The sequence below is a fragment of the Polynucleobacter sp. IMCC30063 genome (assembly GCF_021395235.1).
Classification (GTDB): Bacteria; Pseudomonadota; Gammaproteobacteria; order Burkholderiales; family Burkholderiaceae; genus Polynucleobacter.
On sequence record NZ_JAJVCQ010000003.1, the window covers coordinates 33,434 to 60,198 of the forward strand.

At 43.5% G+C, this 26,765-nt stretch carries 21 protein-coding genes, 1 other RNA gene and 1 riboswitch; of the genes, 18 read left to right on the forward strand and 4 right to left on the reverse strand.

Features of this window, described 5'->3' with window-relative positions; all coding sequences use genetic code 11:
- Positions 1–16 precede the first annotated feature (16 nt).
- The 10 genes from LZG75_RS06720 (at position 17) to LZG75_RS12280 (ending at position 11,486) form a co-directional block, all read left to right on the forward strand.
- Entirely contained in the window at positions 17–1,159 is a 1,143-nt protein-coding gene (locus tag LZG75_RS06720; protein WP_233936561.1) for a mandelate racemase/muconate lactonizing enzyme family protein, read from the forward strand.
- Positions 1,160–1,237: 78 nt separating this feature from the next.
- Positions 1,238–2,197 carry an NAD(P)-dependent oxidoreductase gene (locus LZG75_RS06725; RefSeq protein ID WP_233936564.1) on the forward strand — a complete coding sequence of 320 codons (960 nt, stop codon included), beginning with the start codon at positions 1,238–1,240 and terminating at the stop codon, positions 2,195–2,197.
- Between the two features lie 12 nt (positions 2,198–2,209).
- Positions 2,210–3,364 carry a mandelate racemase/muconate lactonizing enzyme family protein gene (locus LZG75_RS06730; RefSeq protein WP_233925286.1) on the forward strand — a complete coding sequence of 385 codons (1,155 nt, stop codon included), beginning with the start codon at positions 2,210–2,212 and terminating at the stop codon, positions 3,362–3,364.
- 23 nt (positions 3,365–3,387) lie between these two features.
- Entirely contained in the window at positions 3,388–4,278 is an 891-nt protein-coding gene (locus tag LZG75_RS06735; RefSeq protein ID WP_233936567.1) for a TauD/TfdA family dioxygenase, read from the forward strand.
- The gene (locus LZG75_RS06740) at positions 4,278–5,252 is read left to right on the forward strand and encodes a tripartite tricarboxylate transporter substrate binding protein (RefSeq protein WP_233936569.1); all 975 of its coding nucleotides are present in this window, start codon (positions 4,278–4,280) and stop codon (positions 5,250–5,252) included. Before LZG75_RS06735 ends, LZG75_RS06740 begins: the two co-directional genes overlap by 1 nt.
- A 336-nt stretch (positions 5,253–5,588) precedes the next feature.
- Positions 5,589–5,692, forward strand: a riboswitch (SAM-I-IV-variant riboswitch).
- 78 nt (positions 5,693–5,770) lie between these two features.
- A complete protein-coding gene (locus LZG75_RS06745; RefSeq protein ID WP_233936572.1) occupies positions 5,771–5,998 on the forward strand; it encodes a transposase in 228 nt (75 codons plus the stop codon).
- Positions 5,999–6,441: 443 nt separating this feature from the next.
- Complete coding sequence (locus LZG75_RS06750; protein ID WP_233936574.1) at positions 6,442–8,538, forward strand: hydantoinase/oxoprolinase family protein; 2,097 nt, start codon at positions 6,442–6,444, stop codon at positions 8,536–8,538.
- Positions 8,531–10,162, forward strand: coding sequence for a hydantoinase B/oxoprolinase family protein (locus LZG75_RS06755; protein ID WP_233936577.1), 1,632 nt, complete (start codon positions 8,531–8,533; stop codon positions 10,160–10,162). The genes LZG75_RS06750 and LZG75_RS06755 overlap by 8 nt, the downstream gene beginning before the upstream one ends.
- Positions 10,155–11,123: a tripartite tricarboxylate transporter substrate binding protein gene (locus LZG75_RS06760; RefSeq protein ID WP_233936579.1), complete on the forward strand. Its 969-nt coding sequence runs from the start codon at positions 10,155–10,157 to the stop codon at positions 11,121–11,123. The genes LZG75_RS06755 and LZG75_RS06760 overlap by 8 nt, the downstream gene beginning before the upstream one ends.
- Before the next feature lie 234 nt (positions 11,124–11,357).
- A complete protein-coding gene (locus LZG75_RS12280; RefSeq protein ID WP_255698818.1) occupies positions 11,358–11,486 on the forward strand; it encodes a hypothetical protein in 129 nt (42 codons plus the stop codon).
- Between the two features lie 50 nt (positions 11,487–11,536).
- Here LZG75_RS12280 and LZG75_RS06765 read toward each other — a convergent pair whose 3' ends face one another.
- Together LZG75_RS06765 and ffs are read right to left on the reverse strand one after the other, a co-directional pair.
- Complete coding sequence (locus LZG75_RS06765) at positions 11,537–12,730, reverse strand: outer membrane beta-barrel protein (RefSeq protein WP_233936581.1); 1,194 nt, start codon at positions 12,728–12,730, stop codon at positions 11,537–11,539.
- A gap of 79 nt (positions 12,731–12,809) precedes the next feature.
- An RNA gene (ffs, locus tag LZG75_RS06770) (signal recognition particle sRNA small type) lies at positions 12,810–12,907 on the reverse strand.
- Positions 12,908–12,984: 77 nt separating this feature from the next.
- Between ffs and LZG75_RS06775 the strand changes: the two genes are divergently transcribed.
- Complete coding sequence (locus tag LZG75_RS06775; protein ID WP_233936590.1) at positions 12,985–16,134, forward strand: CHAT domain-containing protein; 3,150 nt, start codon at positions 12,985–12,987, stop codon at positions 16,132–16,134.
- A gap of 40 nt (positions 16,135–16,174) precedes the next feature.
- Here LZG75_RS06775 and LZG75_RS06780 read toward each other — a convergent pair whose 3' ends face one another.
- Together LZG75_RS06780 and LZG75_RS06785 are read right to left on the reverse strand one after the other, a co-directional pair.
- Complete coding sequence (locus tag LZG75_RS06780) at positions 16,175–16,774, reverse strand: hypothetical protein (protein WP_233936599.1); 600 nt, start codon at positions 16,772–16,774, stop codon at positions 16,175–16,177.
- Positions 16,775–16,794: 20 nt separating this feature from the next.
- On the reverse strand, positions 16,795–17,199 hold the full coding sequence (locus LZG75_RS06785; RefSeq protein ID WP_233936601.1) for a hypothetical protein: 405 nt from the start codon (positions 17,197–17,199) through the stop codon (positions 16,795–16,797).
- A gap of 169 nt (positions 17,200–17,368) precedes the next feature.
- Between LZG75_RS06785 and LZG75_RS06790 the strand changes: the two genes are divergently transcribed.
- The 7 genes from LZG75_RS06790 to LZG75_RS06820 all read left to right on the forward strand — a co-directional run bounded on the left by LZG75_RS06790 (position 17,369) and on the right by LZG75_RS06820 (position 26,764).
- Positions 17,369–18,043 (forward strand): hypothetical protein, encoded by a 675-nt coding sequence (locus LZG75_RS06790; RefSeq protein ID WP_233936603.1) that lies wholly within the window; start codon positions 17,369–17,371, stop codon positions 18,041–18,043.
- A 36-nt stretch (positions 18,044–18,079) separates the two neighbouring features.
- A complete protein-coding gene (locus LZG75_RS06795; protein WP_233936605.1) occupies positions 18,080–21,226 on the forward strand; it encodes a CHAT domain-containing tetratricopeptide repeat protein in 3,147 nt (1,048 codons plus the stop codon).
- Between the two features lie 24 nt (positions 21,227–21,250).
- Positions 21,251–22,837 (forward strand): DNA polymerase III subunit gamma/tau, encoded by a 1,587-nt coding sequence (dnaX, locus tag LZG75_RS06800; RefSeq protein WP_233936614.1) that lies wholly within the window; start codon positions 21,251–21,253, stop codon positions 22,835–22,837.
- A 72-nt stretch (positions 22,838–22,909) separates the two neighbouring features.
- The gene (locus LZG75_RS06805) at positions 22,910–23,233 is read left to right on the forward strand and encodes a YbaB/EbfC family nucleoid-associated protein (protein ID WP_233936618.1); all 324 of its coding nucleotides are present in this window, start codon (positions 22,910–22,912) and stop codon (positions 23,231–23,233) included.
- Positions 23,233–23,880 (forward strand): recombination mediator RecR, encoded by a 648-nt coding sequence (recR, locus tag LZG75_RS06810; RefSeq protein WP_233923711.1) that lies wholly within the window; start codon positions 23,233–23,235, stop codon positions 23,878–23,880. The genes LZG75_RS06805 and recR overlap by 1 nt, the downstream gene beginning before the upstream one ends.
- Positions 23,881–24,025: 145 nt before the next feature.
- Positions 24,026–25,492: a TolC family protein gene (locus LZG75_RS06815; protein ID WP_233936619.1), complete on the forward strand. Its 1,467-nt coding sequence runs from the start codon at positions 24,026–24,028 to the stop codon at positions 25,490–25,492.
- Positions 25,493–25,570: 78 nt separating this feature from the next.
- Entirely contained in the window at positions 25,571–26,764 is a 1,194-nt protein-coding gene (locus LZG75_RS06820) for an efflux RND transporter periplasmic adaptor subunit (protein WP_233936620.1), read from the forward strand.
- Position 26,765: the final 1 nt, after the last annotated feature.

Consider the following 26,765-nt stretch of genomic DNA (forward strand, 5'->3'; position numbering starts at 1 on the left):
CTGAAAGCCTTCATTCATGTCAAAAATTAAGAAAGTCACGTGCCACGTTGTTTCGGCTCCGGTTGCAAAACCCTTTACATCTTCAAGAGGGTGGATTTATAAAACCCGTGGATCTTGTATTGTCGAAATCGAAACCGTTGATGGCATTGTTGGTTGGGGCGAATGTTATGGTCCATCAGCAGTTGCAAAAAGTTTTATCGATACCCAGTATGCGCCGCGTATTCTGGGCATGGACTCATTTGATGTAGAAGTGATTTGGGAGGAGCTCTACAACCGCATTAAAGATTACGGCACTAGAGGAATGGCGATTTCAGCAATTAGCGGTATTGATATTGCCCTGTGGGACATTATTGGTAAGAGTTGTGGTCAGCCCATTCATAAATTAATTGGCGGCTCTTACCGCACCGAGGTGTTTGCCTATGCTACGGGACTATATTTTATTGATATGGATCGCTTAATCGAAGAGGCAGTTGAAGAGGCCCTGGAATTTAAAGGTAACGGTTTTACAGCAATCAAAATGAAGATTGGTTTGGGTAATCCCAAATTTGATATCAAGCGTGTTGAAGCAGTCCGCAAAGCAATTGGCGATGATATTCGGCTGATGGTTGATGCCAATCATTGCTTTACTGTACCGCAAGCAATTCGTATTGGCCGCGAGTTAGAGCAATTGGATGTGGAATGGTTTGAAGAACCTATTTCACCAGAGGATATTGATGGCTATGTTGAGGTCACCCGTGCCTTAGATATGGCTGTCGCAGGGGGTGAGAATGAATTTACCCGCTGGGGCTTCCGTGATCTAGTGGTAAGAAAAGCCATGGATATTGTGCAGCCTGATGTCTGTGCCGCCGGAGGAATAAGTGAGTGCCGTAAGATCGCCACTCTAGCTAGCGCTCATGGGGTGGAGTGTGTGCCGCATGCTTGGGGTTCTGCCATTGGTTTGGCTGCTACTTTGCATTTCTTGGCTGCACTGCCTGATCAACCCCCAAGTTTTAAAGGTAACCCCCCATTATTAGAATTAGAGCAATGTGAAAATCCATTCCGCGATCTTCTGTCGATTGAGCCCATTGAGCAACACAATGGTAAGGTAAAAATCCCAACTGGACCCGGCTTAGGAATTGAAATTAATCGCAGCGTTTTAGATCAATACCGAGTTTCATAAGAATATTATTTTTTTGAGTCTAGCAACTAGTTTACTTGTGCAGTCATCAAAATCCAATAAAACAAGGGGTTCTTTTTCTTGAGCAAGAAGCCAAAGGTATTACTAACAAATCCAATTCATCCTCATTTTTTTGAAGAATTAGCTCAACACTGTGAGGTGGTGGTAGCCCCAGATACGAAGCCTGCAACCCTTAAAGCCTTAATTGGCGATTGCAATGGGTTAATAGTGCGTTCTCAGTTGCCAGCCGATATTTTTGAGAATGCAAAACAGATGAAGGCGGTGGTACGGCATGGGGTTGGGCTTGATTTCATACCGGTTGAGGCGGCTACTAAAAAGAATATCGCCGTAGCCAATTTGCCCGGATCGAATACGAATGCGGTAGTGGAATATTGCCTCGCAGTTATCTTTCATTTCCGTCGGCGTCTGCATGTCATTGACTCAATACTGAGAGATAAAGGTTGGGCAACTGCTCGCCCATTAGCAGATGATGTAACAGAAATTCAAACTACTACCTTAGGCATTATTGGCGTGGGGGCCATTGGCAGCGCTTTAGCAAAAGCTGCCAGTAGCTTAAATATGCAAGTGGTCGCCTTAACGAGGCGCCCAGAAAATTTACCTAAACATATTCGCGCAGTGAGCAAGAACGATTTATTTTCTCAGGCTGATGTGATTGCCATTTGTTGTCCCCTGAATGATCAAACACGCGGCTTAGTTGACGCAAGTGCCATTGCGCTCATGAAGCCCAATGCCATCTTAATTAATGTAGCGCGCGGACCCGTGGTCGATACTAAAGCTATCATTACAGCTCTTAAGGCAGGAAAAATTGCTGGGGCAGCCATGGATGTGCATGATGAGCATCCTTTAACTGGACAAGAAGAAGTTTTTAATTGCCCCAACTTACTTCTAACGCCTCATCTGGCCTCTATTACTGCGAGTAGTATGCGTGGCATGAGTGAGGGTGCTGTTAAAACAATGTTAGCTTTATTGCGTGGGGATCGCCCCGACAATACAGTTAACCCCACCGTATTTACTAACTAGAATGTTGTGACCATGAAAAATCCCATGCGAATCGTTAAATTAGAGGCTGTGCCTATTTCATTCCCAGTGCCTGAAAATAAATCAGTGCGCTTGGGTATTGGTAGAAGCGTTAAACGTGATTCGGTATTGGTGCGCATTGAGACCGAAGATGGACATGTGGGGTGGGGGGAGGCGCATCATGGGCGAGCGCCTGGCGCCATTGCTAAATTAATTGATACCACCATGCGCGAGTTGGTATTAAATCAAGACGCTTCAGATATTAATGGCATTTGGGCACGGGTCTATAAGATGCAAATCTCGACTCACGGCATGGGGGCAGCTGCCGTTCTTGCCCTAAGTGGAATTGACATCGCTTTGTGGGATATTCGTTCGCAAGTAGATGGGCAGCCTTTGTATCGCTTATTAGGAGGTTCATCTAAAAAAATTAAGGCTTATGCTGGCGGCATTGCTTTGGGCTGGCAAGAGCCCGATTCGTTAGCGAGAGAAGCTTTAGAGCATGTGGCCACAGGCTATCGGGCATTGAAATTACGGGTTGGCGATACCGCTGAAAAAGATATTGCTCGCGTGCTAGCAGTAAGAAAAGCAGTAGGGTCCGAGATCGATCTGCTAGTAGATGCGAATACAAATTACACCTTACTAGATGTTCGTAAAGTGATGCCCGCCTTTGATGAGGCTGGCGTTAATTGGATTGAAGAGCCATTTCCTCCGCAAGATCGAAAAGCTTATCGGATGGCACGCAGCTTGGGGAGAGTGCCATTTGCTGCGGGTGAAAACCATTTCACCCGCTATGAGTTCGCTACCTTAATTGAGGATGGGGATGTGCAATTTATGCAGCCCGACTTGTCTAAGGCGGGTGGCGTGACTGAATCAATGCGGATTGCAGCTATGGCTAGTGCTAATAAGCTCACTGTGAATCCACATACCTCGGCTACTGCAATTAATATGGCAACCACCATTCACTATCTCTGCGCGGTTGATAACCCAGGGTATTTCGAGGGTGATGTTACTTCGCTAAATCCTTTTAGAGATGAGATGATGGATAAGGTAGCCTATGTACTAGATGCAGATGGTTTTGTTAGGCCTTATGATGGTATCGGCATTGGCATGAAAATTAATTTAGACTTCATCAAAGATCATCCATTAATTGATGGTCCTTGTTATGTTTAGCCTTTCTCAATTGGAGAATACTAATGAGTTTGATAATTAAACCAGAAAATCCAGCAAGACCTCATTTTGTTGGGATTGCTAGTGGTATTGATTTAAGAAATCCACAGGATGAGGAAACCATACGAGCGATTGATCGTGCTATGGATCAATATGCAGTCCTCGTTTTTCGAGGTCAGCCATTAACGCAAGATGAGCAAATTGACTATTCACAACAATTTGGCCCATTAGATTCAGGCTTACGTAAAGCTACAGGGGCGCCTACCCGTTTTAAGCATGAGCAGCTCATCGATATAGGTAATGTAGCTTTAGATGGATCAATCGCTAAGCGAGATAACAAAAAGTTGTTGGGCGTCTTGGCTAATCAATTGTGGCATAGCGATAGTACTTTCCAAAATATCCCAGTTAAATATTCGATGCTATCTGCAGTCATTGTTCCCGAAGAGGGCGGTCAATCGGAGTGGGCTGATTTACGCGCCGCTTGGGATGCGTTGCCAGAAAAAACCAAGCAGTATGTTGAGGGACGCACAGGTTTGCATTCTGCTTTTCATTCTCGTATTGCTTTGGGTGATGAGCACTATACCGAGGAGCAGTTGGCTAAATTTCCGCCTGTTAGGCGACCTTTAGTGCACATACACTCGGGTTCAGGCCGTAAGGTTTTATTTCCCAGTGTCCATATTACCGAGGTTAGCGATTTAACAGTGCCTGAGGGGCGGTTGTTGGTGGCCGAGTTAATTGAACATGCTACGCAATCACAGTTTGTATATTCACATCACTGGCAGCCCGGTGATTATGTAATGTGGGATAACCGCACAACCTTGCATCGTGGCCGTCGCTATGACCTCTCAGTGCGTCGCGATTTACGGAGAACCACCACCCTAGAGCGCGACTACATACCATTGGAGGTAACCGCTTAATGATGATCTTAAAAAAACGATGCTTGCATTGCTTCCTAGTCATTACGACAATGATGTACACAAGTCTTTCATGGGCAGATGTTTACCCATCTAAGCCAGTAAAGTTAATTGTGCCTTTTGCTGCAGGCTCAGCATCGGATACAGTGACGCGCTCAGTAGCTGAGCGCTTAACGCTATCGATGGGCCAACCATTTTTAGTAGAGAACAGGGCTGGTGGTGGAGGTACGATTGCGAATGATTATGTAGCAAAGGCACCTCCTGATGGCTATACGCTCTTAATTTCAACGGCGGCTTTACCCATCAGCGCAAGCGCTTATACCAATCTGAAGTATGACACTAGCGCATTTGTGTCTGTTACCGTCTTTACTAATTCTGCGTTGGCCTTAGCCGTTAATCCTACTTTTCCAGCAAAAAATGTGCGTGAATTTATTGATTACGCTAAAGCCAATCCAACCAAAGTAAATTTTGGCTCTTTAGGTGTTGGTACTTCTCATCATGTAACCGCCGAGAAATTAAAATTAGATGCTGGCATCAATATGACCCATGTTCCTTATAAAGGATCTGGACCAGCCCATCTTGATTTGATGGGCGGGCAAATTCAGGTGATGTTTGATAATTTAGTGGCCCTCATGCCTCACTTTAAGAGTGGCAAATTACGACCCGTAGCAGTTACTACCCTCAAACGTCATCCGCAGCTACCTGATGTGCCTACGCTTTCAGAGTCTGGCGTTAAAGGCTTTGAAGCAGTAGCTTGGTTCGGTATGGTGGCACCCCCTGGCACTCCAAAAGAGATTATTAATAAGCTGAATGTTGAAGTAGTCAAAGCGTTGAACACCCCTGAGGTTCGTCAACGGCTTATTGATGGGGGCTCAGAAGTCATTGGTAACTCACCTGAAGAAGCCGATCGCTTTTTAAAGGCTGAGATAGCTAAATGGGCGGTAGTGGTGAAGAATGGCAAGATAACTGCGGAGTAGGCCCCTGAACTCCAATTGTTTGATCCTTATTTCATTAAACCTAAACAGAGATTCTTGGTATCGCTTGACCGAATAGAGTAACAATACGATTTATCATGCTTCGCTTGGCCTAGACACAGGTTTTTAAGGTCCTCTTCCCTAATTGAATAGCAATAAGAAGCATCATTTTTAGAAATGCCAAGACAATAATTCTTTTTATCGCCGTCATTAATTGAATAACAACTAGAGGAGTCAGCAAAAAGAAGTGGTGCACTAAGGGTGCCCACCAGCAATAAGATAATTTTCATCATATTAAAAATAAACTTGACACCCATCAAAAATAGTATTTACAATTCAATCTTACATTAAGAGATGGGCTTGTGCCCCAGCAACCTGCTTACCGAGCAAGGTGCTTACGCTAACAGCGGATGTGACCCGAAAGGGTAACTAAACGGTTCACCGTTTTCATCTGCCAGCCCTCTCTTAAGAGGGCTTTTCTGTTTTAAGCCCACGTTCTTTAACAATTTGGAGAAATAACTATGGCACGTTTAATACAGGGCGGCGTTTCTGTGCCCGCAGAAGTAGTAATGGTCGGAAAAAGAATCAAAATTTGGAAAATCGATGGGGAGTGGGTGAAACTAATGACCAAAGGGAATCCCTTTAGGGACAACCATGTCAGGCCCCATAGTGCTTTAGGTTACAGACCACCAGCACCCCAAACCCAAGTACCCCAAGTAATCCAAAATCAACCCATTTTGCTGCAATGATTTACTATAGAAAAACTCTCTTTGGTAGTAGACCTAAATTGACAGCAGTTCAGTAATGACGGCGTTTGATTTATCATCATATGGCGTAGTAATTGAGACTGGTAAAGTTACTTTAACTGGCTCTACAGCATATTTATCCGAAGAGCCGAGAGTGCGAGAAGCTTATTTAGGAGTTTAAATTTAGCCTCTTTTTGCTAACTGGCAACGGGAATCTAATGAAAACCTCTTTGATTGGCTTAAGCAAAACATCCCCCAAGAAAAGGGGGCTATCAACTGTCACAGATGAGGGGTTTAGAATGAGTGTTAATAAACTCAATAACCGACCGAGAAAGCGATTAGGATTTAAAACACCAAGTGAAGTCTTTACCCAATCTTTAAACCGTGTTGCACTTCGTGTTTGAATCTACCTCAATTTATTAAAACAAAAAAAGAGATCATAGATAATGAAAGAGGTATGGTCTATTGGTATTGATATTGGCGGAACTTTTACTGATATTGTTGCTTTTAACTTAAGTACGCAGAAATCTGAGGCTATAAAGGTACTAACTACGCACAATAATCCAATACTTGGAATTACGATTGGATTAAAAAAATTAATTCAAGAAAAAAAAGTTATTGCTAAAGAAATTTTTCGTATCATGCATGCAACAACTTTATTTACAAATGCACTCATTGAACGCAAAGGCTCTTGCACTGGCCTGATTACCAATCATGGATTTAGAGATATTATTGAAATTGGTAATGAGCGTAAATATGATCTTTATGATTTGGCAATTGATCGACCTGAGACATTAATACCAAGATCGCATAGAGCTGAAATCTCTGGAAGAATTAATGCCAAGGGCGTTGAAATTGAAGCAATAGATGAGTCGCAAGCCTTATTTGAGATTGAAAGACTAATTAGTTTGGGGGTTGAGTCGGTTGCTATTTGCCTTCTTCATTCCTATATCAATTCTACACATGAAGAATTGCTAGCTAAACTGATTAAAGAAAAATTTCCGCATTTGGTGGCAACTATTTCTTCGGAAGTTAGCCCAATTATCCGCGAGTTTGAAAGAGCATCGACTACTATTGCTAATGCATACATTAAGCCAATCGCTTTAGCATACCTAAATCAATTAGAAAGTGCACTTTTCCAATTAGGAGTTCAATCTGAAGTATTAATGATGCTCTCTAATGGTGGGCTAAGCCATCTTAGTGAAGCCAAAAATAAACCCATTGAGCTTCTTGAATCTGGTCCAGCTGCTGGAGTTATTGCTGCAGGTTATTTTGGTGCACAAGAAGGCGTTGCCAACTTATTAGCCTTTGATATGGGTGGGACTACAGCAAAACTCTGCTTAGTCAATGAGAATCAACCCTCTATTGCCTATAACTTTGAGGCTGCTAGACGTAAGCGTTTTTCGAAGGGTAGTGGTATTCCGATTAATATCACAACGGTTGAGCTAATTGAAATTGGTGCTGGCGGCGGCAGTATAGCATGCCAAGATGAATTAAACCTTTTGCAAGTGGGTCCAAAAAGTGTTGGATCTGAACCTGGGCCTGTTTGTTTCGGCCTAGGTGGTAATCAAGTAACTGTTACCGATGCGAACTTACTATTAGGCTATTTGAATCCTGTTTTTTTTGCTGGTGGCAGCATCCCTATATATGTGGACACAGCAGAACAGTGCTTAAAAGAGTTAAGTGCTAGTTTCAAATTAAGCCAAATTCAACTTGCATGGGGCATTCATAATCTAGTAGCTGAAAATATGGCAACTGCTGCGCGATTGCATGTAGCGGAAAAAGGTCGTGACCCTAGTAAATTTGCCCTGCTTGCAACTGGAGGGGGAGGACCCCTACATGGCTATATGGTAGCTAAAAAATTAGGCATCTCAACTGTTATCTGCCCTCCCGATGCAGGAACTGCATCTGCATTTGGTTTGTTAATCGCTTCGGCCAGAACTGACCGTTCTAAAACAATAAGCTATAAACCTGATTTTGATCTCGTTGCAGAGTTAGATAAGAATATCCACGTTCTTGAATTAGAAATACAGTCATCTCTTCAAGCCCTTAGTAAAAGCTATGGGCCCATTCACATACATTATCAAGCTGAAGCCCGTTTTGTAGGGCAAGGATTTAATTTGCTTTTTAATTTACCCGCTTCTTATGGCAAGAAGTTAAATAATCTAAGTATTAAAAATGCATTTTTAGCTGCATATGCAGAAAAATTCGGACGTACACCCCCTAATGGTGTAATCGAATTAGTAAATCTACGAATATCTGGAAGCGCAACTCCACTTCAAAAACAAAAAGTAAGGCAAGTTGAAGAATTGCATATAATTCCAACGCCAAAATTTCGGCGCGTATATTTCCAAGAAAGTAATGGTTTCATAGATACTCCCGTCTTTAATCGAGAGGAGTTAGACTCGCGCTTCCAACATTGGGGCCCTTTACTTATAGAAGAGCCCAGTACGACGATCGTGGTGGGACCATCGGGATTTGTCAGGTTAAGTCCTAATGGTAACCTAATCATCAATATTCAAAATGAGGTTAGGAATGAATAATGCACCGATCTTGAACTCAGATCCAATTTTCTTGCAAATTTTTTGGTCGCGAGTACAAGCAATTGCTGATGAAGCAGCTCAGTTAATCATCCGCACCTCCTTTTCAACTCTCTCTTCTGAAGCAAATGATTTTGCTGTTGTCATAACCGATAACGATGGTCATGCATTCGCTGAAAATAGCGGCAGTCTGCCATCTTTTATTGGCACCTTACCAAATACAGTTCAAGCTACTATTAATAAAATCGGCAAAGATAAAATGCTAAAGGGTGATGTTTATATCACTAATAATCCCTGGGTTGGTACAGGCCACTTAAATGATATTTGTTTAGTAAAACCCCTTTTCTACCAAGAAACGATTGTTGGCTTTGCAGCTACAGCTGGACACGTCCCTGATATTGGGGGAAAGATTCGCTCAGTTGATGCTCGTGAATTGTATGAAGAAGGTTTTCATATACCAATAATGCCATTAATGAGAAATGGAGAGCAAGATCTCACGTTAATTCAATTAATTAAAACTAATGTTCGTACCCCAGACCAAACTGTTGGCGATATATTTTGTCATGTAGGTGCAGTTGAATTAATTCAGAGTCGAATCCAAGAATTACTTATAGAATATAAACTTAATTCATTCTCAGAATTAGCAAAAGAGTTATTTGAGCTTAGCGACCAAGCTATGCGTAGGGCAATTAAAGCTCTGCCAGAGGGTAATTACTATTACACAATGGAAACTGACGGGTTTCAAGAGCGCTTCCAATTTAATGTAAAGGTTGAAATCAAAGATTTACATATTAGTTGTGATTTTTCAGGCTCACCACAGCAGCAAAATTTTGCAATCAATTGTGTTCTTCCCTATACAAATGCAATGGTGATTTATACGATTAAATCCTTACTTTTGCCAAATCTGGCTAATAATTATGGTTTATTTAAAGCAATTACTACCTCTGCTCCTGAGGGGTCGATTCTTAACCCAAAGTCACCTGCTCCAGTTGGAGGAAGATCCTGTACGGGTCATTACGTGCCCTGTCTAATCTTTGGTGCACTTGCGCCTATTCTGGAAAAAAAGGTAATGGCCGCCTCCGGATCACCGGTATGGATCGCCAATTTAAATGGGATAAAAGAAGATGGAAAACCTTTTGCCAGTGTTTTATTTTTTAATGGGGGATTAGGTGCAACAGCCTTAAAAGACGGCTCATCTGCTATGTCATGGCCAAGTAATATTTCTCCAACGCCAATTGAGATTGCTGAAAGAGACTTTCCCTTATTTTTTAAAAGAAAATTACTACTTCCTGATTCTGGTGGAGCCGGCTTACATCGAGGCGGCCTTGGTGAGGAAATTAGTTTTATTAATATGCATTCTTTTCCATTAACTATTGTCTTTTTAACTGAACGACTTATCGTTGCAGCTCCCGGAATCGCTGGAGGTGAATCTGGAAAATTAGGGGAAGTATATATTAATGATATAAAAATTGACTCTCGTAAACCTCATACTTTGCAGCCAGGAGATGAAGTTTTGCTTCGCACACCAGGTGGTGGGGGTTATGGTATAAAAAAGCACCGGAATGTAAATTTAATAAATTTTGACTTTCACCACGGATATACTACATCGAGCACTCAATATGAATAATTTACCTTTTTTCAAATTTTTTATACTACCTACCTTAGGTTTTTTTGCTGCTGTTAGTTTTGCTTTAGCTCAGCCTATTTATCCTGATAGGCCAATTACTCTTGTTGTAGGATTTTCTCCGGGAAGTAGTATCGACCTAGTAGCAAGAACTTTTGCTAAATCGATCACTAATACATTAAAAATTCCGGTCATTATAGAAAATAAAGTAGGGGCTGGCGGTAATATTGCGGCTGAACTAGTAGCCAAATCAAAGCCAGATGGCTATACCCTTCTTGTGGTTGCCAATAGCATTGCGATTAGTCCCGCGATCTATCCAAATCTCAGTTTTGATGTCAAAAAAGATCTAATGGCAATTGCTTATTTAGGCATAGGACCAGTAATATTAAAAGTAAATAATGACTTAAAAATTAACTCTATAAAAGAGTTGGTTAATTACGCTAAAGCCAATCCTGGAAAACTGAATTATGGATCCTCTGGAGAGGGAGGAACACCACACATGGCTAGTGTGCTGTTCGAGCAAACTGCAAATATCAAAATGACCCACATTCCCTATAAAGGCGGGGGTGATGCATTGGCGGCTCTGATGGGTGGACAGGTTGATATATTGATTAATCCGCTCCTCGGAGACATTAAGTCGGAGCGGATTACTTCGCTTGCGATAACTGGACAGAGTCGATCAATACTCTCCCCAGATATTCCAACCTTCAAAGAATTAGGCTATGACTTTAATGTTGGAGTTTATTACGGTCTAATGGGGCCTAAAGGGATGCCAAAAAAGACGGTTGAGACCATTAATCAAAGTTTTAATAATGCGCTATCTGATCCAGAGTTAATTAGTGTTCTGACTAATAAAAGTGGCATCGTTATGCAAAAAATGTCTCCATTAGAATTTCAAGAATATTTAAATAAAGATATGGAGCTTTGGAAAATGATAGTTGCTAGAAATAAAATTAGAGATTAGTTTCATTTTTTTAAGTTGTATCTGCAGTCTCAATTTCAAGCTCTATTATTGGTCGTGATGTGATTGGCTTGACAACCGGAGAGCCCGCTTTTTTAAGAAAGAAAGTAGCGCAAGGCAGAAATACTGATTCTCAGTAATTTCCTACAAGAAAATACGATTTTTCTGCTATGTAATGGTTAATGCAGGCTTTACGCTTACATCTTTAACCCAGCTTGACTTAATAAAGGAAATCTCATGCTTGCAATTGACTACACCCATAAACGTGTTCGCTTATTTCGCATTGAACTAAATTACTACATTTTGATTGGTATCTGCCTAGCCGTCGTCATTTGGCGTTTACTGGTGTTGCTGACATATTTTTAACGTGGTAAATAGCCCTACTAAGGCTAGCGACTTGGGGTGTAGTTGCTTAATTAATACAAAATCCCCACTTCAACCATAGCCCTTACTTGAGAGGTATTAGTGCCATTTGCGCCAAAGCTTGCACCAGCGGTGGCATTTATGGCCTTTACGAGCGATGCTTCAAGGCGCATGAAGTATTGCTCAAACTGATAGGTGGGGGTGATGGTGAAGGTCCAGGCTGAGCTATTGGGGCCGTAAAGCAGTATTGGCGCCCCAGCTACATTGCCGCCGTTAGTGGATAAATACTCCACGCGCACTGGCAAACTTATATTCTTTAATTTAGCTGCGCCCATCTCAGTAGGGCGCATTTTATAGTTCACCAATATCGCGCCACCCCGAGTGGTATACGAAACAGGTATACCAATCGAAGGGTTGGCGGGTATCAATGAGTACTGTAAATAAGGTACAACTTGCCAATGATCAGAGCTAAATTTATAAACGACATTAGCAATTTGCGAATTGTTTTCTAATAAAGGCGTATTAAAAGTATTCGTATTATTGGGGCTGAAAGAGCCGACATAGCTAATGCCAAGATAATGATTTAGATTAGGTCGATAGCTAGCTGAAGCACCCAGCCAATTATATTTTCCTGAATACGCGCCATCATTAAGCGTAAAAGCCAAATCGATCTTATCTTGAGTGTGATTGACTTGAATACCGCGGGTAATGACATTCGTTTGGGCCCATAAGATGCCACGGGCAATATTTAAGTTTTGGTAGGTGAAGCCAGACTCATAACCCCCCATGGCCTGCAGCTTACCTATCATTGCCGACCAATTGCTATTGGGAACATAAGCGGCATAAACCTGTGGAACGTAGCCATAAGTATCGGCAGTATAAAAATTCGCTCTTTTGTATGCTGTGCCCAGCGTAGGAAAGCTATACGAACCTGCTTTAAAATAAAACTGAGCCACCCCAGTATTTTTTTGCAAAATTAATTGTGCATTCGAGAGGTCGGCAGTGGTGCTTGGATAGCCTGGGGATGTATTAGTTTGGCTGACGCCAATAGCACTTACTGCGGCTGAGGCGATCCATTCACCATATTGACCTAAATCAATTGCCAGCCCCTTGCTGCTAAATTCAAGCGAGTTATCCATATTAATACCCAATTGAATAGTATCGGTTGGCGTAGCGGATATAAAGGACTGCAGAGTCGCTGTTTGGCATAAGCCGCTATTAGCAATAAGCCCTAGTGCTGCTGCCAAAATGTTGCAGCAAATTGATGGATATTTTTTAGAGGACAAGCTTTGCTTTAGAAGATGTTTGAATTGAAGCGTCAGCGAAGGGGACGAGCCCAACCCCCGGCACTGGCAGTACTTGGGTTTGGCTGCTTCGTTCCCGACCTGACCAGGTTACCAAGCCACCATGCGAGGAGGCCCGTCCACCCACATTTTAGCCTTGTTCGAATACCTATGGCAGTATTAGTATTGGGTCACACCTAGGGGGGCAAATAATGAATATGAGTTTAGTCAGAATTGCGTTAATGTCGATGATGGTCGGCCTTAGTGGAATTGGTTTCTGCTTAGCTCAAGTTAACCCTCCTGCGGGTTCAGAAGGCGATATAGAACTAGAAAACGTAAAAGCCCCACCTAGAAATATTCAGGATATTTTGCAGGTGCTTGATACTAGTAAGCAAGACTTCGCTGCTCAAGATGAAGCAAAAAAAATTCTGGCATCTCCCAAGCCAGATTCAAATGATCCCAAAATATTAAATAATTTTTACTATAAACAAGCTAAGGCATTTGAAAGATTTGGCAACTATAGAGCTGCCGTTGCTATTTATGAAAAAATAATCACTGAATATCCTCTCACTGGAGGAGCTGGCGCTGACGAGCTTACTTATTATTCATTGGCTGAAATGAGAAATGGCAATCCTCTTAAAGCAATTGACTTAATGCAGCGAGCATATGCAATAAATTTTTCGATCGGCAATCAAAGGGGTTTTATACCCAATAATCGCATTTTAATTCAATATTTTCTTACTATTGGCAACTTAGAAGCTGCAAAAAAGACTATGGGCTTGCTTGAAACCCAGTTAGAACAACTATTAGCTAATCCTAAAGTACGTTTTGTTGACAAAGTGCGCTTAGAGGGTCAGGTTGAGACTGTTAGGGGGTCAATTTTTCTTAGAGAGGGGCGACCAATTGATGCGGAAAGGAGATTCCGTAAGGCCATTAAATTAACACTGGATACTATAGCTAGTTATGAGGGTGTCACTAACGAGCTTAACTCCTCCGAACGAAATGCTGAAAGTACTAGAGTAATCGATGCCAAAAGCAGACTAGCTGAACTTCAGAATAACCTAGCAATGGCATTTTTAAATCAACATAAATTTGTTGATGCTGAAATAATGGCTAGAGAGAGTATTAACACAGTCATAAGCTCCTTTGGAGTGGTAGCTCCTGAAATTACTTCAGGTTTAACCACGTTAGCAAATATTCTTTTGGCTCAGGGGAGGGCTGATGAGGCTCGCATTTTAGCCCTTGAGTCTTTAAGAATATTAACTTTAGGTAATTCTGATGACTTGTCGACTCGGATGATAAGGCAGAAAAATTTTCTCGGCCAAGTTCTTGCCGCTGAGGGCAAATATGCTGAAGCAGATAAAGTTTATTCAAATTTATTAAGCAATTTACAGAGAGACCCTGAATTATTGATTAAGTTTCAACCAAGAAATTTAAGCTGGGTGCTAGCCATGCTTAAAACCAATAAAGCAGCCCAAGCCACCCAAATGACCGATGGGCTTCTCAAGCAGGCAGTAGGCCGCATGGATAAAAACTCTCCTAGTCTAGCCATGACCCGCGCTTTTCATGCCTCAGCATTACAAGCTGATGGTAAAAGTAGTTCCGCAGCTACCGAATTTAAACAAGCAATCCCCATTTTAGTGAATCAAGCCCAAAATGATGCCGAGAACTCAACCGGTAGCTTTACTCAGACCCAGCGCCTTAATTTTGTGTTGAGTAATTACTTAGCACTCCTTGCCCAAAGCGCTAAAGCAAGCCCCTCTCAAGCAGGTGATGCTGCTGCCGAAGCTTTCCAAATCGCTGATGTGGCACGCGGTAGTGGGGTACAACGCGCCTTAACCGAGAGTGCCGCGCGCGCTTCGATTAAAGACCCCCAACTAGCTACTTTAGCGCGTCAAGAACAAGATTTACAGCGGCGGATTAATACCTTATCTGATTTGTTAACAGGCCTCTTATCTGCCCCCGCTAATCAACAACTCCCTGGCGTACAAGCTAAACTTAAAACCGATATTGATACCTTTAAAGCCCAGCGTGACCCGATTAAAAAAGAGATTGAGAAGAAGTTTCCTGAGTACGCCGAGTTAGTTGATCCTAAGCCGGCGACCGTTGAGCGCACGCAGAAGTTACTCAAGCCCGATGAAGTGCTAGTCTCCTGGTACTTTGCTGATACGGTAGGTTATGTCTGGGCGATTAGTAAAGATGCTCCGGTACAGTTTGTGCAATTGCCTATTGGTAGAGTACAAATCGCAAAAGAAGTGGCGCAACTGCGTAAAGCCTTAGATCCTGGGGTCTCTTCGGTTGAAGAGATTCCGCCTTTTGATGTGGTGCTCGCTAATCAACTCTATCAACAGATACTCGCGCCCGTAGAGTCGGCTCTGAAGGGTAAAAAGGTCTTGATTGTGGTACCCCACGCCGAACTAGGCCAATTGCCTTTATCGGTCTTAGTTACTAAAGCTACGACCCAACCCACTAAAGCAGGCACTCCTTTTGCAGGATACAAGACTGTGCCTTTTTTAACCAAAGATATTGCCATTGCCCAGATTCCCTCTGTTACTGCACTCACAGCCCTAAGAAGTCTGCCTGAGGGCGATCCCAACCGCAAGAGCTTTGTCGGTTTTGGTGACCCGTACTTTAGCGCTTCTCAAGAAAAACAAGCCGATAAAGCTAAAGGGACTCAGTTAGCTACTAGAGGCATTCCCTTAGCGCTTAGGAGCGCTCCTAAAACGAGTGGGGTCAGCTCTGCTGAACTAGCTCTACTGCCAAGACTACCGGATACGAGTCTTGAGATTGAGGATATTGCCAAAGTGGTAGGAGCAGGGCCAGACGATATCTTTTTACATAAGCAGGCCAGTGTGAAGCAAGTCATGTCAATGGACCTGTCTAACCGTAAGGTGGTGATGTTCTCTACCCACGGTTTAGTTCCGGGAGAGCTTAATGGTTTAACCCAACCAGCGCTCGCTTTATCGTCACCCGATGTCACGGGAGATAAGGATGATGGACTACTTACCATGGATAAAGTCATTGGTTTAAAACTGAATGCCGATTGGGTAGTTCTATCGGCTTGTAATACGGCCGCTGGCGAAGGCGCTGCCTCAGAAGCAGTCTCTGGTCTTGGTAGAGCCTTCTTCTTCGCCGGAACCAAAGCACTCTTAGTCTCAAACTGGCCAGTCGACTCCGTCGCTTCAAGGCAACTCATGACTGACCTTTTTAAGCGTCAACAAGACAATAAGACCTTAGCCAAACCCGAAGCCCTAAGACAAGCAATGCTCGCACAAATCGATCAGGGAGGAGTGAAAGAGGGCAGTACGGTGAAATACAGTTATGCCCACCCACTCTTTTGGGCACCATTTATGGTGGTGGGGGATTGATTGGGGCTAGTCTAAAAATGGGGCTTCAGATGACCGCCATTTATTGCGACTCAAGTCCGGCATTAAATACATTACGCCCAGCTATGTTTTCACACTCTTTTGAGCCATTAAGGCAAAGCTGCGCTCGATCGTTATAAAAAAACATCATGTAATGGTTGTAATACAGAGAAGTCCAACGGTTCATTAGTTCAACATCAACTTTGGGTGCAAAACGCGGAATCCATTCGCGTAAGCGCACAGTACTCTCATCAATAAGGTGGCCTCTAAAGTCGTAGTTACCGTGCAGACCCACCGTGGAGTCATCGCCATCTAATTTACGGGTCACTCCACCTAGCCACATACGCGAACAGGACGACTCACAATATCCTTTAATTACCGTAGAAATATTATTAGCGCGAATCGTTTCACCAACACAAAAACCGGTATTGGCATCTCCGCCCAAGGAATCAGTCAAAATAAGCCGTTCAATTTTATTTGCACTAATAATTGCTTTCAGTCTATCGCAGTCACCTTTAACCACTGGACCAGACATTTGTACTGTCGAGCCTGAATAAGAAATATCCATTGCAAAAGAAGGCTGACATGCCAATATAAAAGCCGGCAGACAAAATAATATTTTTAAGGCGCTGATTCGCTTCATCTTATCAAGATAGAGTGAGCTCAATTTTTCTTTTCTAAGGTGACTTCTCGTGCTTTGCCATTCCACGGAATTGTGCCAACAAAATTTTCTGCTTCAACCCGACCTTTAAAATCAATAAAGGGGCCGCAAAACATGCTTGCCATTTTTTCACTACTGAGTTCAATTCTGGAGGCTTTAATGTAGCCATTCACTTTGGTATCACCGCCGCAGTCACGATGTCGAAAGGTTGGGTGAATTGTCATATTCACAAAACCCTTAATATCAGTTGGGTCAGAGAGATCTAAATCATATTTTAAATGATAGCTCGTATCTATACCATTATTTGAAAGTATGAATTTACCTTCATACATAGTTCCAGCTTGCAAAATGCCCGAAAAACCAAGGAATAAAAAAATGAACGGTGTTTTAAGTATTACTTTAAGCATTATGAAATTTGCCTCGAATAAGTTAGATAAAGACATGCTATATTTCATTTAGACAACTAATTTACGCCTAATAAGAATAGAAGTAAATTTAAGCTAGAGATTAGCTGATTGCTTCATTAGTTTTAGGCCTGCAGCGGGAGATTAAGATGGAATTGATCCTAGGAAAAAAATGAAAATATGGCTATTGTCTGGCATGCTACTTTTATTGCCTATTGACTCATCCGCCTTTCAAATTTATGCCACAGGAACAGGTGTAGAAGATTGCCTATACGTTCCCAGCCCTGAAAAGTTTACCGATGACTTACAAAAACTATTAGTTGAAAAAGGTGTTGATGTAACTGTAGTGAATGGCGGCGCAAGTAAAGAAACCAATTTGGAATTTCTGTACCGTCGCTTTAAACAGGATATGAATCCCGAAGTGAAGTTAGTGATTTATGTTTCTCCTGGAGGCGGCTATCACCATCCTCAGTGGATGCAACTTGACTATATTGAAAAAGTGTTGGCATACACGCAAAAAAGAGATGTACCCACTATTATTGCTTTGCCCATTAGAAAACTTAAATCTAATGGTAGTTTTCTGAAAAAAACCGAGGCCTTAACCAAAAAATATAATGGTTATGACTATGGTAGTTATGCAAAAAATATTCCTGATACTGCTGAAAACTGGGTATACCGCGATACGATTTTAATGATTCGGCAAAATTTAGCTAAAGCAGGTAATGATGCAATCACAGGTAATTATGAAAAAAATAAGGAGTTTTTAACCGCCCAAGGCTGCTATTTGTGGGCGGAAAATATGCTGCCTTTGGTGTTGCAGGTAATGAAAGAGCGTAATATTCGGTAAGTTAATTAAGTTGATGCAAACATAAGGATTTACGTTATGCGTTTGATGCTGCGGCTACTTACTTGCATGATGATGTGCAGTGCTGGCTTGTATACGAGCTTAAGCATGTCGGCTCCAGCTAAAAATCTAAACGAAAGCTTCACTTCCGCTAGTGAAGTTGCTCCGAAAAGTATCAGCGATATTGTTCAGCTACTTAAAGATGCAAAATCGGATACAGCCCTTAAGGCGGCTGATGAGAAATTAATTCTTGAGAGCCCAGCACCTGGCTTATCACAGGCTGATTTGTACACTTTCTTATTTACACAGGTTGAGGCAGCAGAGCGCATGGGGCGCACAGATAAGAAAATTGCTATTTTAAAAAAAGCTACTGAAGTTGTGGTGCCCGGCAGTCCGCAAGATGTCGTGATTAACCAAGATTTGGCTTTTGCTGAGCTGGCCGTTGGAAACTCCAAATCGGCTATCGAGAGGATGGTGAGTTTATTAGAGCGTATTCCAAACTCGAATAAAGCTCGCCAAAGTAGTCAAAGTAATTATGTAGCAAGAATTTATGCAACTGCTGGTGATTTTCCAAATGCAAAAAAATATCTTGATAGCGCCGAATCCATCCTCATTTCTTTGCGCTCTAATCGTAGTTATCCAAAATACGGCTGGATGTGGAACTCACAATATTATCGTTCCTTAGGTTCTTATGCTCAGTATCAAGGCCGTTTTGATGATGCTGATATTGCTTATAAAAAATCGATTGACTTTACAGAGTCTGGTATTGCTTCGGTTGAAGATATGTTCGCTTCGATGGGTGGAGTTCCGGGAGTGGGTCGCGATTCAGACTTATCCCCGCCAAGTGCCTTTAAAAATGGGCTTGAAGCAATTTATCGCAATGAATCGAGTGTTTTATTAAGGCTGCGTAAAATCAATGAAGCAGAGTTTTATGCCAGAAAATCATTATTGATGGCTTTAGAGCGCACCGGAAAATCATCCATCCCTACCTCTGCTGCTCTTCGACAATTGGCAAATGTGATGCTTGCCCGTGATCGTAATAAAGATGCAATCTATTTGCTGAATCAAGCGATTGATGGATATACCAACGCAGGCGCTACTAATGAATCTATTCAATTGGCTCAGACCAAAAAATCACTTGCCTCTGCGTTGATTGCCGACCAAAAGTATGCTGAAGCCTTAAAAATCTTTGTTGAGCTAGACAAAACAATAGCTACTTATCCAGAAACAGGCCGCTTTATCGACACCAACAGCCTAGAGCGCATCTTAGCCTTGACTCAAACAGGCTCTTATGTAGAGGCAGAAAAGTTAGCCAATAAACTACTTATTTCTGCGCAGACTAGAACTGGCCCTAGAGCGAAAGAAACGCTGGACGCCAAACTGATGCTGGCGACTACCTTAGCTGAGCAAAAAAAGGATAGCGAAGCTAAAACCCTATTTGCTGGCGCCATGAGCGAGTTAATTGATCAGGAGCGCGAAATTGCTGAAGACTCTGAAGGAGCTAGCGCTAAAGAAAAGGCCTATCAATTTGCTTATATTGAATCGTTCTTAGCGGTACTGAGTCGTTCGCAAAGCCAGACACCAAATCCTGCCTTAATTGCCCAGTCTTTTGAGCTGGGAGATATTGCCAGAAGCAGTGGGGTGCAGCGTGCGCTAAATGCGAGTACTGCTAGAGCCAATATTACCGACCCTAAGCTTGCTGAGCTTGCTAGAAAAGAACAAGACTTAAACCAGCAAATTACTTTCTTATCGCGCTTTGTTAAAGAATTATCGATGGCCCCAGCCAATCAGCAATTACCGCAAGTACAGGCAAACATTAAAAAAGATCTGCAGAATTTGCGCCTTGAAGCCAAAAAAACCTTTAAAGAGATTGAGAAAAACTTCCCTGAATATGCTGACCTCATTAGCCCCAAACCCGTCTCTCTAGCCAACTTGCAAAAAACCTTGCGGCCCAATGAGGTCTTAGTGACTTGGTTTATTGGTAAAAAAAGTAGTTATGTCTGGGCTGTAAGTAAAGACACGCCTGCCCAATTTAAAGCTATACCACTAAACCAAGAGCAGCTAAAAAAAATGGTCACCCAGTTGCGTAAAGCGCTAGACCCAAATGTCGCTAGTGTGGATGAAATTCCCGCATTTAACTTTGTGCTTGCTAATCAGCTCTATGACAGTTTATTTACGCCTGTTCAAACCAGTTTAGAAGGTAAAAATACCTTGGTAGTTGTGCCCCAAGGCGATGTAGCGAGCCTGCCTTTAGGGGTTCTGATCACTTCACCTTTTACTCTAGCGAACAAAGAAGAAGAGCGCTTTAGTAGCTACCGCGCAGCTCCATGGCTGATTAAAAAATATGCCCTTGTGAGTATTCCTTCGGCTACCGCGCTCAATAGTTTAAGAAGCTTACCTAAACCTAAAGAAGGGCGCTTTGACTTCATTGGTTTTGGTGATCCGATTTTTAGTTTAGAGCAGGCCAAATCCCAAGACAAAGCTGCCAACACTCAGCTAGCCACGCGCGGTATGCCATTGCAACTGCGTAATGTGCCAAATACCAGTCAAGTGAGTTCTGCGGAAGTGAGTATTTTACCCAGGCTACCAGATACGAAGGAAGAAATTTTAGAGGTCGCTAAAGTCTTTACCGTAAACCCCAATCGCGATATCTTTTTAGAAAAGAGAGCCACCTTAGAAGAAGTGATGAAGACCGATATGTCCAATCGCAAGGTGGTGATGTTCTCAACCCATGGTCTTGTGCCGGGGGAGTTGAATGGCTTAACGCAACCCGCTTTGGCGCTAACGAACCCTGCGGTTCTGAATGAAAAGGGCGATGGTCTTTTAAAAGTAGATCAGATATTGAATCTCAAACTCAATGCCGATTGGGTGGTTTTATCAGCCTGTAACACCGCTGCTGGTGAAGGCGATGGTGCTGAAGCACTCTCTGGCTTGGGCAGGGCGTTTTTCTATGCTGGCGCCAGATCGTTATTGGTCTCGAGTTGGCCAGTAGATAGCCAAGCCTCGCGTAAACTGATGGTGGATTTATTCCAACGGCAAGCCAAAGATCAAGCCATCTCTAAACCCCAAGCGCTTCAGCAGGCTAGCCTTGCTATGTTAGATAAAGGTAAGCCCGATGATAAGGATAGTAAATACACCTATGCCCACCCACTCTTTTGGGCACCATTTATGGTGGTGGGGGATTGATTCAAGCCTTGTTAGAATCTAGGGATGACCGCATTAGCATTAGCCCGTTCGTGGCGCCCTAAAACCTTCACCCAATTGGTAGGGCAAGACCACGTGGTCAAAGCCTTGACACATGCTCTAGATCAGGGGCGCCTGCACCACGCTTGGTTATTTACGGGTACACGCGGTGTGGGAAAAACCACCATTGCCCGTATTTTGGCCAAAGCCTTAAATTGCACTGGCGCTGATGGTAAAGGTCAGATGACTTCAGAGCCCTGTGGTAAGTGCCCCGCCTGCGTTGAAATTGATGAAGGCCGTTTTGTCGATTACATTGAAATGGACGCCGCTAGTAATCGCGGGGTCGATGATATGGCTGCTTTGCTTGAAAAAGCCGCCTATGCACCAAGTAGCGCACGCTTTAAGGTCTACATGATTGACGAGGTACATATGTTAAGTACCCAAGCGTTTAATTCGATGTTGAAAATGCTCGAAGAGCCGCCTCCTCATGTGAAGTTTATTTTGGCAACGACCGATCCGCAAAAAATTCCAGTAACAATTTTGTCGCGTTGCCTACAATTTAATTTAAAGCAAATGCCGGTTGCGCTGATCATCGAGCATCTGGAAAAAGTATTAGCCACTGAAAAAGTGAGTTATGAGCCTGTAGCCTTACGGGTACTTGCCAAGGCTGCGCAGGGCTCGATGCGCGATGCGCTTTCACTGACTGATCAAGCCATTGCGTATGCTGCTGGCGCTGTAAACGAAACTGCAGTTCGCGGCATGTTGGGTACCCTAGATGATGCTTATCTCATTAGCATGTTAGATGCCCTGGCAACACATGATGGGGCGAGCTTATTGGCTATTGCGGAGGAAATGGGCGTGCGTAGTATGTCGTTTTCCTTAGCTTTGCAGGATTTATCGAGCCTGCTGCAAAAAATTGCTGCTGCACAAGTTGTTCCCGAGTCGGTATTAGATGATTGGCCCGAGGCAGGTGAAATTCGGCGCTTGGTGTCGGTATTCACCCGTGAAGAAATTCAATTGTTTTATCAGATTACGATTACCAGTAGGGCTGATATTTCCTTGGCACCTGATGAGCAGACTGGCTTTGCTATGGCCTTGTTGCGGATGCTGGCGTTTCGTCCAGCGGGATCAGGCGATTTATCGCCAAAGGCACCACCCGCCAGTAAGCCGGTAGCCTCATCGGCACCCCTCGCTACGCCTTCGGCAGTTGTAAGCAAAGCGTTACCGCCAGCGGGGCGTCCCAATTGGCACGATTTAATGCGTCAGTTACCGCTGCGTGGTTTAGTGCAGCAAATGGCTTTTCAAACTGATTTACAAGATTGGACTGACTCAGCTCAGGGAATTAAAATCACTGCGTTAAGCAGCTTGCCCCAATTAGCCACGGATGATTGTGTGGAGCGCCTGCGCGAAGTGCTTGCTGCCCATTTTGGCAAACCTGTACGACTTCAAGTAGTTGGGGGTGCGGTTGTTCAGTCGGTGGCTAAAATTGATGCGCAAGTTCATCAAGAACGCCGTTTAAATGCCGAAGAGCAAATTGCTACAGACCCCTTGATTAAAGAGCTCGAAAAGCAATTCGGCGCAAAGGTTGTAAGTGGATCAGTACGGCCGCTGTAACTGCAGTTGCTGTGATTGAATGGATTGGCAAATACGTAATACGGAATTGAGTAAAAAGATGAGGGACGCAAAATGATGAAGGGTCAATTGGCAGGCTTGATGAAGCAAGCTCAGCAAATGCAAGAAAATATGAAGCGTGCGCAAGAAGAGTTAAGTGCGCTTGAAATTACAGGGCAAGCTGCGAGTGGCTTAGTAAAAATTACCATTACGGGTAAATATGAAACCAAGCGCGTGCAAATTGATGCTGGCGCGATGGAAGACCGCGAAATGCTCGAAGACTTAATTGTGACAGCTTATGCCGATGCCTTTAAGCAAGCCGAGGCAGCAAATTCAAAGCTGATGTCGGGTGCGACAGCAGGTATGCCGATGCCACCTGGATTTAAGCTTCCATTTTAATGACGCGAAATTCAACGAAGCCGAACGGTAAGTACGATTTGCCGCAAGATGCTTTACAGCGCTTAATTGATGCCTTAAGAGTGCTGCCTGGGGTAGGACCTAAGTCGGCACAACGCATGGCTTTTTATTTATTACAACACGATCGTACAGGTGCGGCGTTGTTGGCTCAAGCGCTTGGTGAGGCGGTGGAGAAAGTAGGGCATTGCAAACGCTGTAATACTTTTTCGGAAACTGAAATATGTGTTACCTGTAGTGATTTGCGGCGTGATCCCAGTTTGTTATGCATTGTCGAAACCCCTGCCGACCAAGTGATGGTCGAGCAGACCCTGAGTTTTAAGGGCAATTATTTTGTTTTGATGGGGCGTATTTCTCCACTAGATGGTATGGGGCCAAGCGAAATTCACTTTGATCGCTTACTTGCTCGCATTGAGAATCCCGATACTGAAGTGCCAGTGCGAGAGGTTGTTTTAGCAACCAATTTCACTAGCGAAGGCGAGGCCACCGCCCACTATATTGGCGAGGTTTTAAAACTCAAAGGCATTAAAGTAACCCGAATCGCCCGTGGTATACCGGTGGGCGGGGAGCTAGAATATGTCGATGCAGGCACCTTGGCACGAGCCATGCTCGATCGTCGAACCTTGGGTTAAGCTATTTTTTGCTTATAAATCATAGGGATAGTACATCGAATTTTTACTAAAAATAGGGCTTTGTCACCTATAATTCGGGGGGTAAACCCGAATTTAATAATCTATCTCGATTGAATTGAACTTATTTAACCAACCCTGCGGTCACTTGTTGAAGCAATTACCTCGGCGCACCCTGAGCGTGGTCTGCTTTACTTTGTTGACGCTCGGCTATGGCTACGGTGCATTTGCTCAATCTGTACCGGCAACGGTGACGGTAGAGCCTACCAATAAGTTTGATGCTTTTAATCGTGCCGCCCCGAGCAATAAAGTTGAGTCATTTTTACCGCCACCAGAACTGAATTCTACCGAGCTACCCTTACCTAAAATTCTCAATCAATCGGTGAACAATGCGCGTAGCAGTTGGGATTTGCGGCAGCTCTGGAATGAGTTAAGAGCGAATAACCCGCAATTGATTGCCGCCCGTGAAGCCTATTTTGCTGCCAAGGCGACCGTGCCGCAAATTAATGCGCCTGCCAACCCCACAGTTGGGCTAGTCGTTTCTGGTATGCCTGGGTCAGGCTCGCCACTCGCCTTTGGTACTGCGGGAACTAGCCCACAAAGTCAGAATGCGTTTTCTTTCCAGCAGCCTTTTCAGTTTCCAGGTAAGCGCAGTTTGGCTGCCGATATTGCCGATACCTCTGCCGAGGCCTTACAAGCGCGCAATGAAAATCTTTATTTACAGTATGGCGCACAATTAGCTAGTCTTTACTACAGTACGCTCGCCTCGCAACGACAATTAAAAGTGCTGAGTGAAACTGTAGTGCGTACTGAGCTGATTAAAAATATTGCGAAAGCACGTTATGCGAATTACTCTGCTGCTTATGTGGAGTTCTTGAATGCGCAAGTTTCACAAAGCGCTGCTGAATCGGATCGCTTTACTTTAGAGCGACAACTCGCAGTTGCTTATAAAAATATTAATGTATTAATCGGGCGTGATCCCCGTGAAAAATTAGTATTGCGTGGCGATCCAGGTGCAGCAGTGCGCAAGGTACCCACTCTGGTCGAGTTAGAAAGCTATGCTGAATCGAGCCATCCCTTGTTGAAAAGCTCGCTGTTGCAAGTCGATGCCGCTAAAAAAGGCGTTACTTACGCAAAGAAAGCGTATTTGCCCGATTTTCAGATTATTGGCACGAACTTTATGAACCGTAGCCCATTTGCGGCGAATAATAGTGCTTCGTATTACCAAATTGAGTTCGATATTGTCATTCCCTTGTACTTCTTTATGAAGGAGCGGTACGGAGTAGAGCAGGCAGTACGAAACCAAGCGGCCATTGAGGCCAGTAATACCTCAATGCACCAAGAGATTATTTTGGGCGTGGGGAGTTCTTATGCTTCTTATGAGCAAATTAAAAAATTGTATGAATTTCTACGTGACCGTCAGCTGCCGGTGGCCGAAGCCGCATATAAGGTTTCACTGATACAGTATGCTAATAATGGTCAAGGGTTTAACGATTTAATGACTGCACAAATTCAATTACGCTCGATTGAAATACAACTAGCGCTTGCAGAAAGTAATTTAATGCAAGCTCAGGCTACTTTATTTGCTGCGGCAGGTAAAGACCCAATTGAATAGGTATTACGAATGTTAAAAAAACTGACCATCTATCTTGAAAAAACTCTTGCTCTGATCAAGCCACTTAGCGCGAGCGTAATGAGTCGTCTGCGTGCTTTCAAAGACCAAGTTTTTGCCATGTATTGGGATTTAACGCCTGATAATCGCCAGCGGGTGCGTTTAGTGGCCTTTGCTTTTGCTATTTTGGCCTTGGGCTTTTTGGTCGGACGCATTACCAATGTGAATCGAGTGGTGGGGCTTGAAAAAGCAGAGAAAGTGGAGCTGAAGGTTGAAAAAAGTGGCGCAATTGAAATCAAACTTCCCGATCTCAAGTTAAACCCAGCTATCTATCAATTCCAAGTTGTACAAAAGGCTCAAGTATCGGAAGACATTAAGGTGCCTGGACGGCTAGCATTTAATGCCGAGAAATCGAAAGTGCTTTCTGCCCGCATACCTGGTAGGGTTGAGCGAATTTATGCCTTTGAGGGCGCACTCGTGCAAGCAGGTTCGCCTATTGTTGAGCTTTATAGCCCTGAGTTTCTTTCGGCTCAGCAAGAGTTTTTATTGGCGACCAAAACAACTCAAGTATTAAGTGGCAAGCAATCCTTAAGTGATGTTCTGGGTGATGCCCAAATTACGGTTCAAGCTGCTAGTAATCGCTTGCGCAATTTAGGCGCCTCTGATCAAGATATTCAGAATTTAGAGAAAACCGAAAAAGGTCAGCCGAATTTAATTATGCGTTCACCTTTGCAGGGAGTAGTGGTAAAGCGCAATGTCGATCCAGGGGCCTTTGTGAATTCAGGCGATGTTATTGCAACCTTGGCCGACCCTAAGCAGCTCTGGTTTTTAGGGAATGTATTTGAGCAAGATATGCGTTTAATTAGCCGCGGGCAAAAATTAGTTCTTCGTACCGAGGCTTACCCCGATAAAGAATTTATTGCTTATGCAAACTATATAGCGCCCACGATTGACCCAGTCACGCGCGCGCTTTTAATTCGTTGCGATGTAGATAACTCGGCGGGCTTGCTGCGACCAGACATGTATGTTTCAGCGAAACTAACTACGGGCATGGCTGAGGCTTATGTGTTACCCCAAACTGCCATTATTCGGGTGCGTGAAAGTAAGTATGTGATTATGCGTATCGCTAGCGATACCTATAGACGGGTACCCGTGAAGGGCTATGACATCGATAGTAAAACGTATGCAGTTACCGAGGGTTTAATGCCTAATGCTAATGTATTAACCGATGGTGCTGTGCTGCTGAACGATCGTTTTGCTAGGCAAGAGGACTAAG

Excerpts from the sequence above, each read along its gene's own strand:
- LZG75_RS06780 (WP_233936599.1), bottom strand. The coding sequence starts at position 16,774 with ATGAAGCGAATCAGCGCCTTAAAAATATTATTTTGTCTGCCGGCTTTT.
- LZG75_RS06795 (WP_233936605.1), top strand. The coding sequence starts at position 18,080 with ATGCGTTTGATGCTGCGGCTACTTACTTGCATGATGATGTGCAGTGCT.
- LZG75_RS06775 (WP_233936590.1), top strand. The coding sequence starts at position 12,985 with ATGAGTTTAGTCAGAATTGCGTTAATGTCGATGATGGTCGGCCTTAGT.
- LZG75_RS06760 (WP_233936579.1), top strand. The coding sequence starts at position 10,155 with ATGAATAATTTACCTTTTTTCAAATTTTTTATACTACCTACCTTAGGT.
- LZG75_RS06755 (WP_233936577.1), top strand. The coding sequence starts at position 8,531 with ATGAATAATGCACCGATCTTGAACTCAGATCCAATTTTCTTGCAAATT.
- LZG75_RS06750 (WP_233936574.1), top strand. The coding sequence starts at position 6,442 with ATGAAAGAGGTATGGTCTATTGGTATTGATATTGGCGGAACTTTTACT.
- LZG75_RS06720 (WP_233936561.1), top strand. The coding sequence starts at position 17 with ATGTCAAAAATTAAGAAAGTCACGTGCCACGTTGTTTCGGCTCCGGTT.
- dnaX (WP_233936614.1), top strand. The coding sequence starts at position 21,251 with ATGACCGCATTAGCATTAGCCCGTTCGTGGCGCCCTAAAACCTTCACC.
- LZG75_RS06805 (WP_233936618.1), top strand. The coding sequence starts at position 22,910 with ATGATGAAGGGTCAATTGGCAGGCTTGATGAAGCAAGCTCAGCAAATG.
- LZG75_RS06735 (WP_233936567.1), top strand. The coding sequence starts at position 3,388 with ATGAGTTTGATAATTAAACCAGAAAATCCAGCAAGACCTCATTTTGTT.
- recR (WP_233923711.1), top strand. The coding sequence starts at position 23,233 with ATGACGCGAAATTCAACGAAGCCGAACGGTAAGTACGATTTGCCGCAA.
- LZG75_RS06790 (WP_233936603.1), top strand. The coding sequence starts at position 17,369 with ATGAAAATATGGCTATTGTCTGGCATGCTACTTTTATTGCCTATTGAC.
- LZG75_RS06730 (WP_233925286.1), top strand. The coding sequence starts at position 2,210 with ATGAAAAATCCCATGCGAATCGTTAAATTAGAGGCTGTGCCTATTTCA.
- LZG75_RS06820 (WP_233936620.1), top strand. The coding sequence starts at position 25,571 with ATGAGTCGTCTGCGTGCTTTCAAAGACCAAGTTTTTGCCATGTATTGG.
- LZG75_RS06785 (WP_233936601.1), bottom strand. The coding sequence starts at position 17,199 with ATGCTTAAAGTAATACTTAAAACACCGTTCATTTTTTTATTCCTTGGT.
- LZG75_RS12280 (WP_255698818.1), top strand. The coding sequence starts at position 11,358 with ATGCTTGCAATTGACTACACCCATAAACGTGTTCGCTTATTTCGCATT.
- LZG75_RS06745 (WP_233936572.1), top strand. The coding sequence starts at position 5,771 with ATGGCACGTTTAATACAGGGCGGCGTTTCTGTGCCCGCAGAAGTAGTA.
- LZG75_RS06740 (WP_233936569.1), top strand. The coding sequence starts at position 4,278 with ATGATGATCTTAAAAAAACGATGCTTGCATTGCTTCCTAGTCATTACG.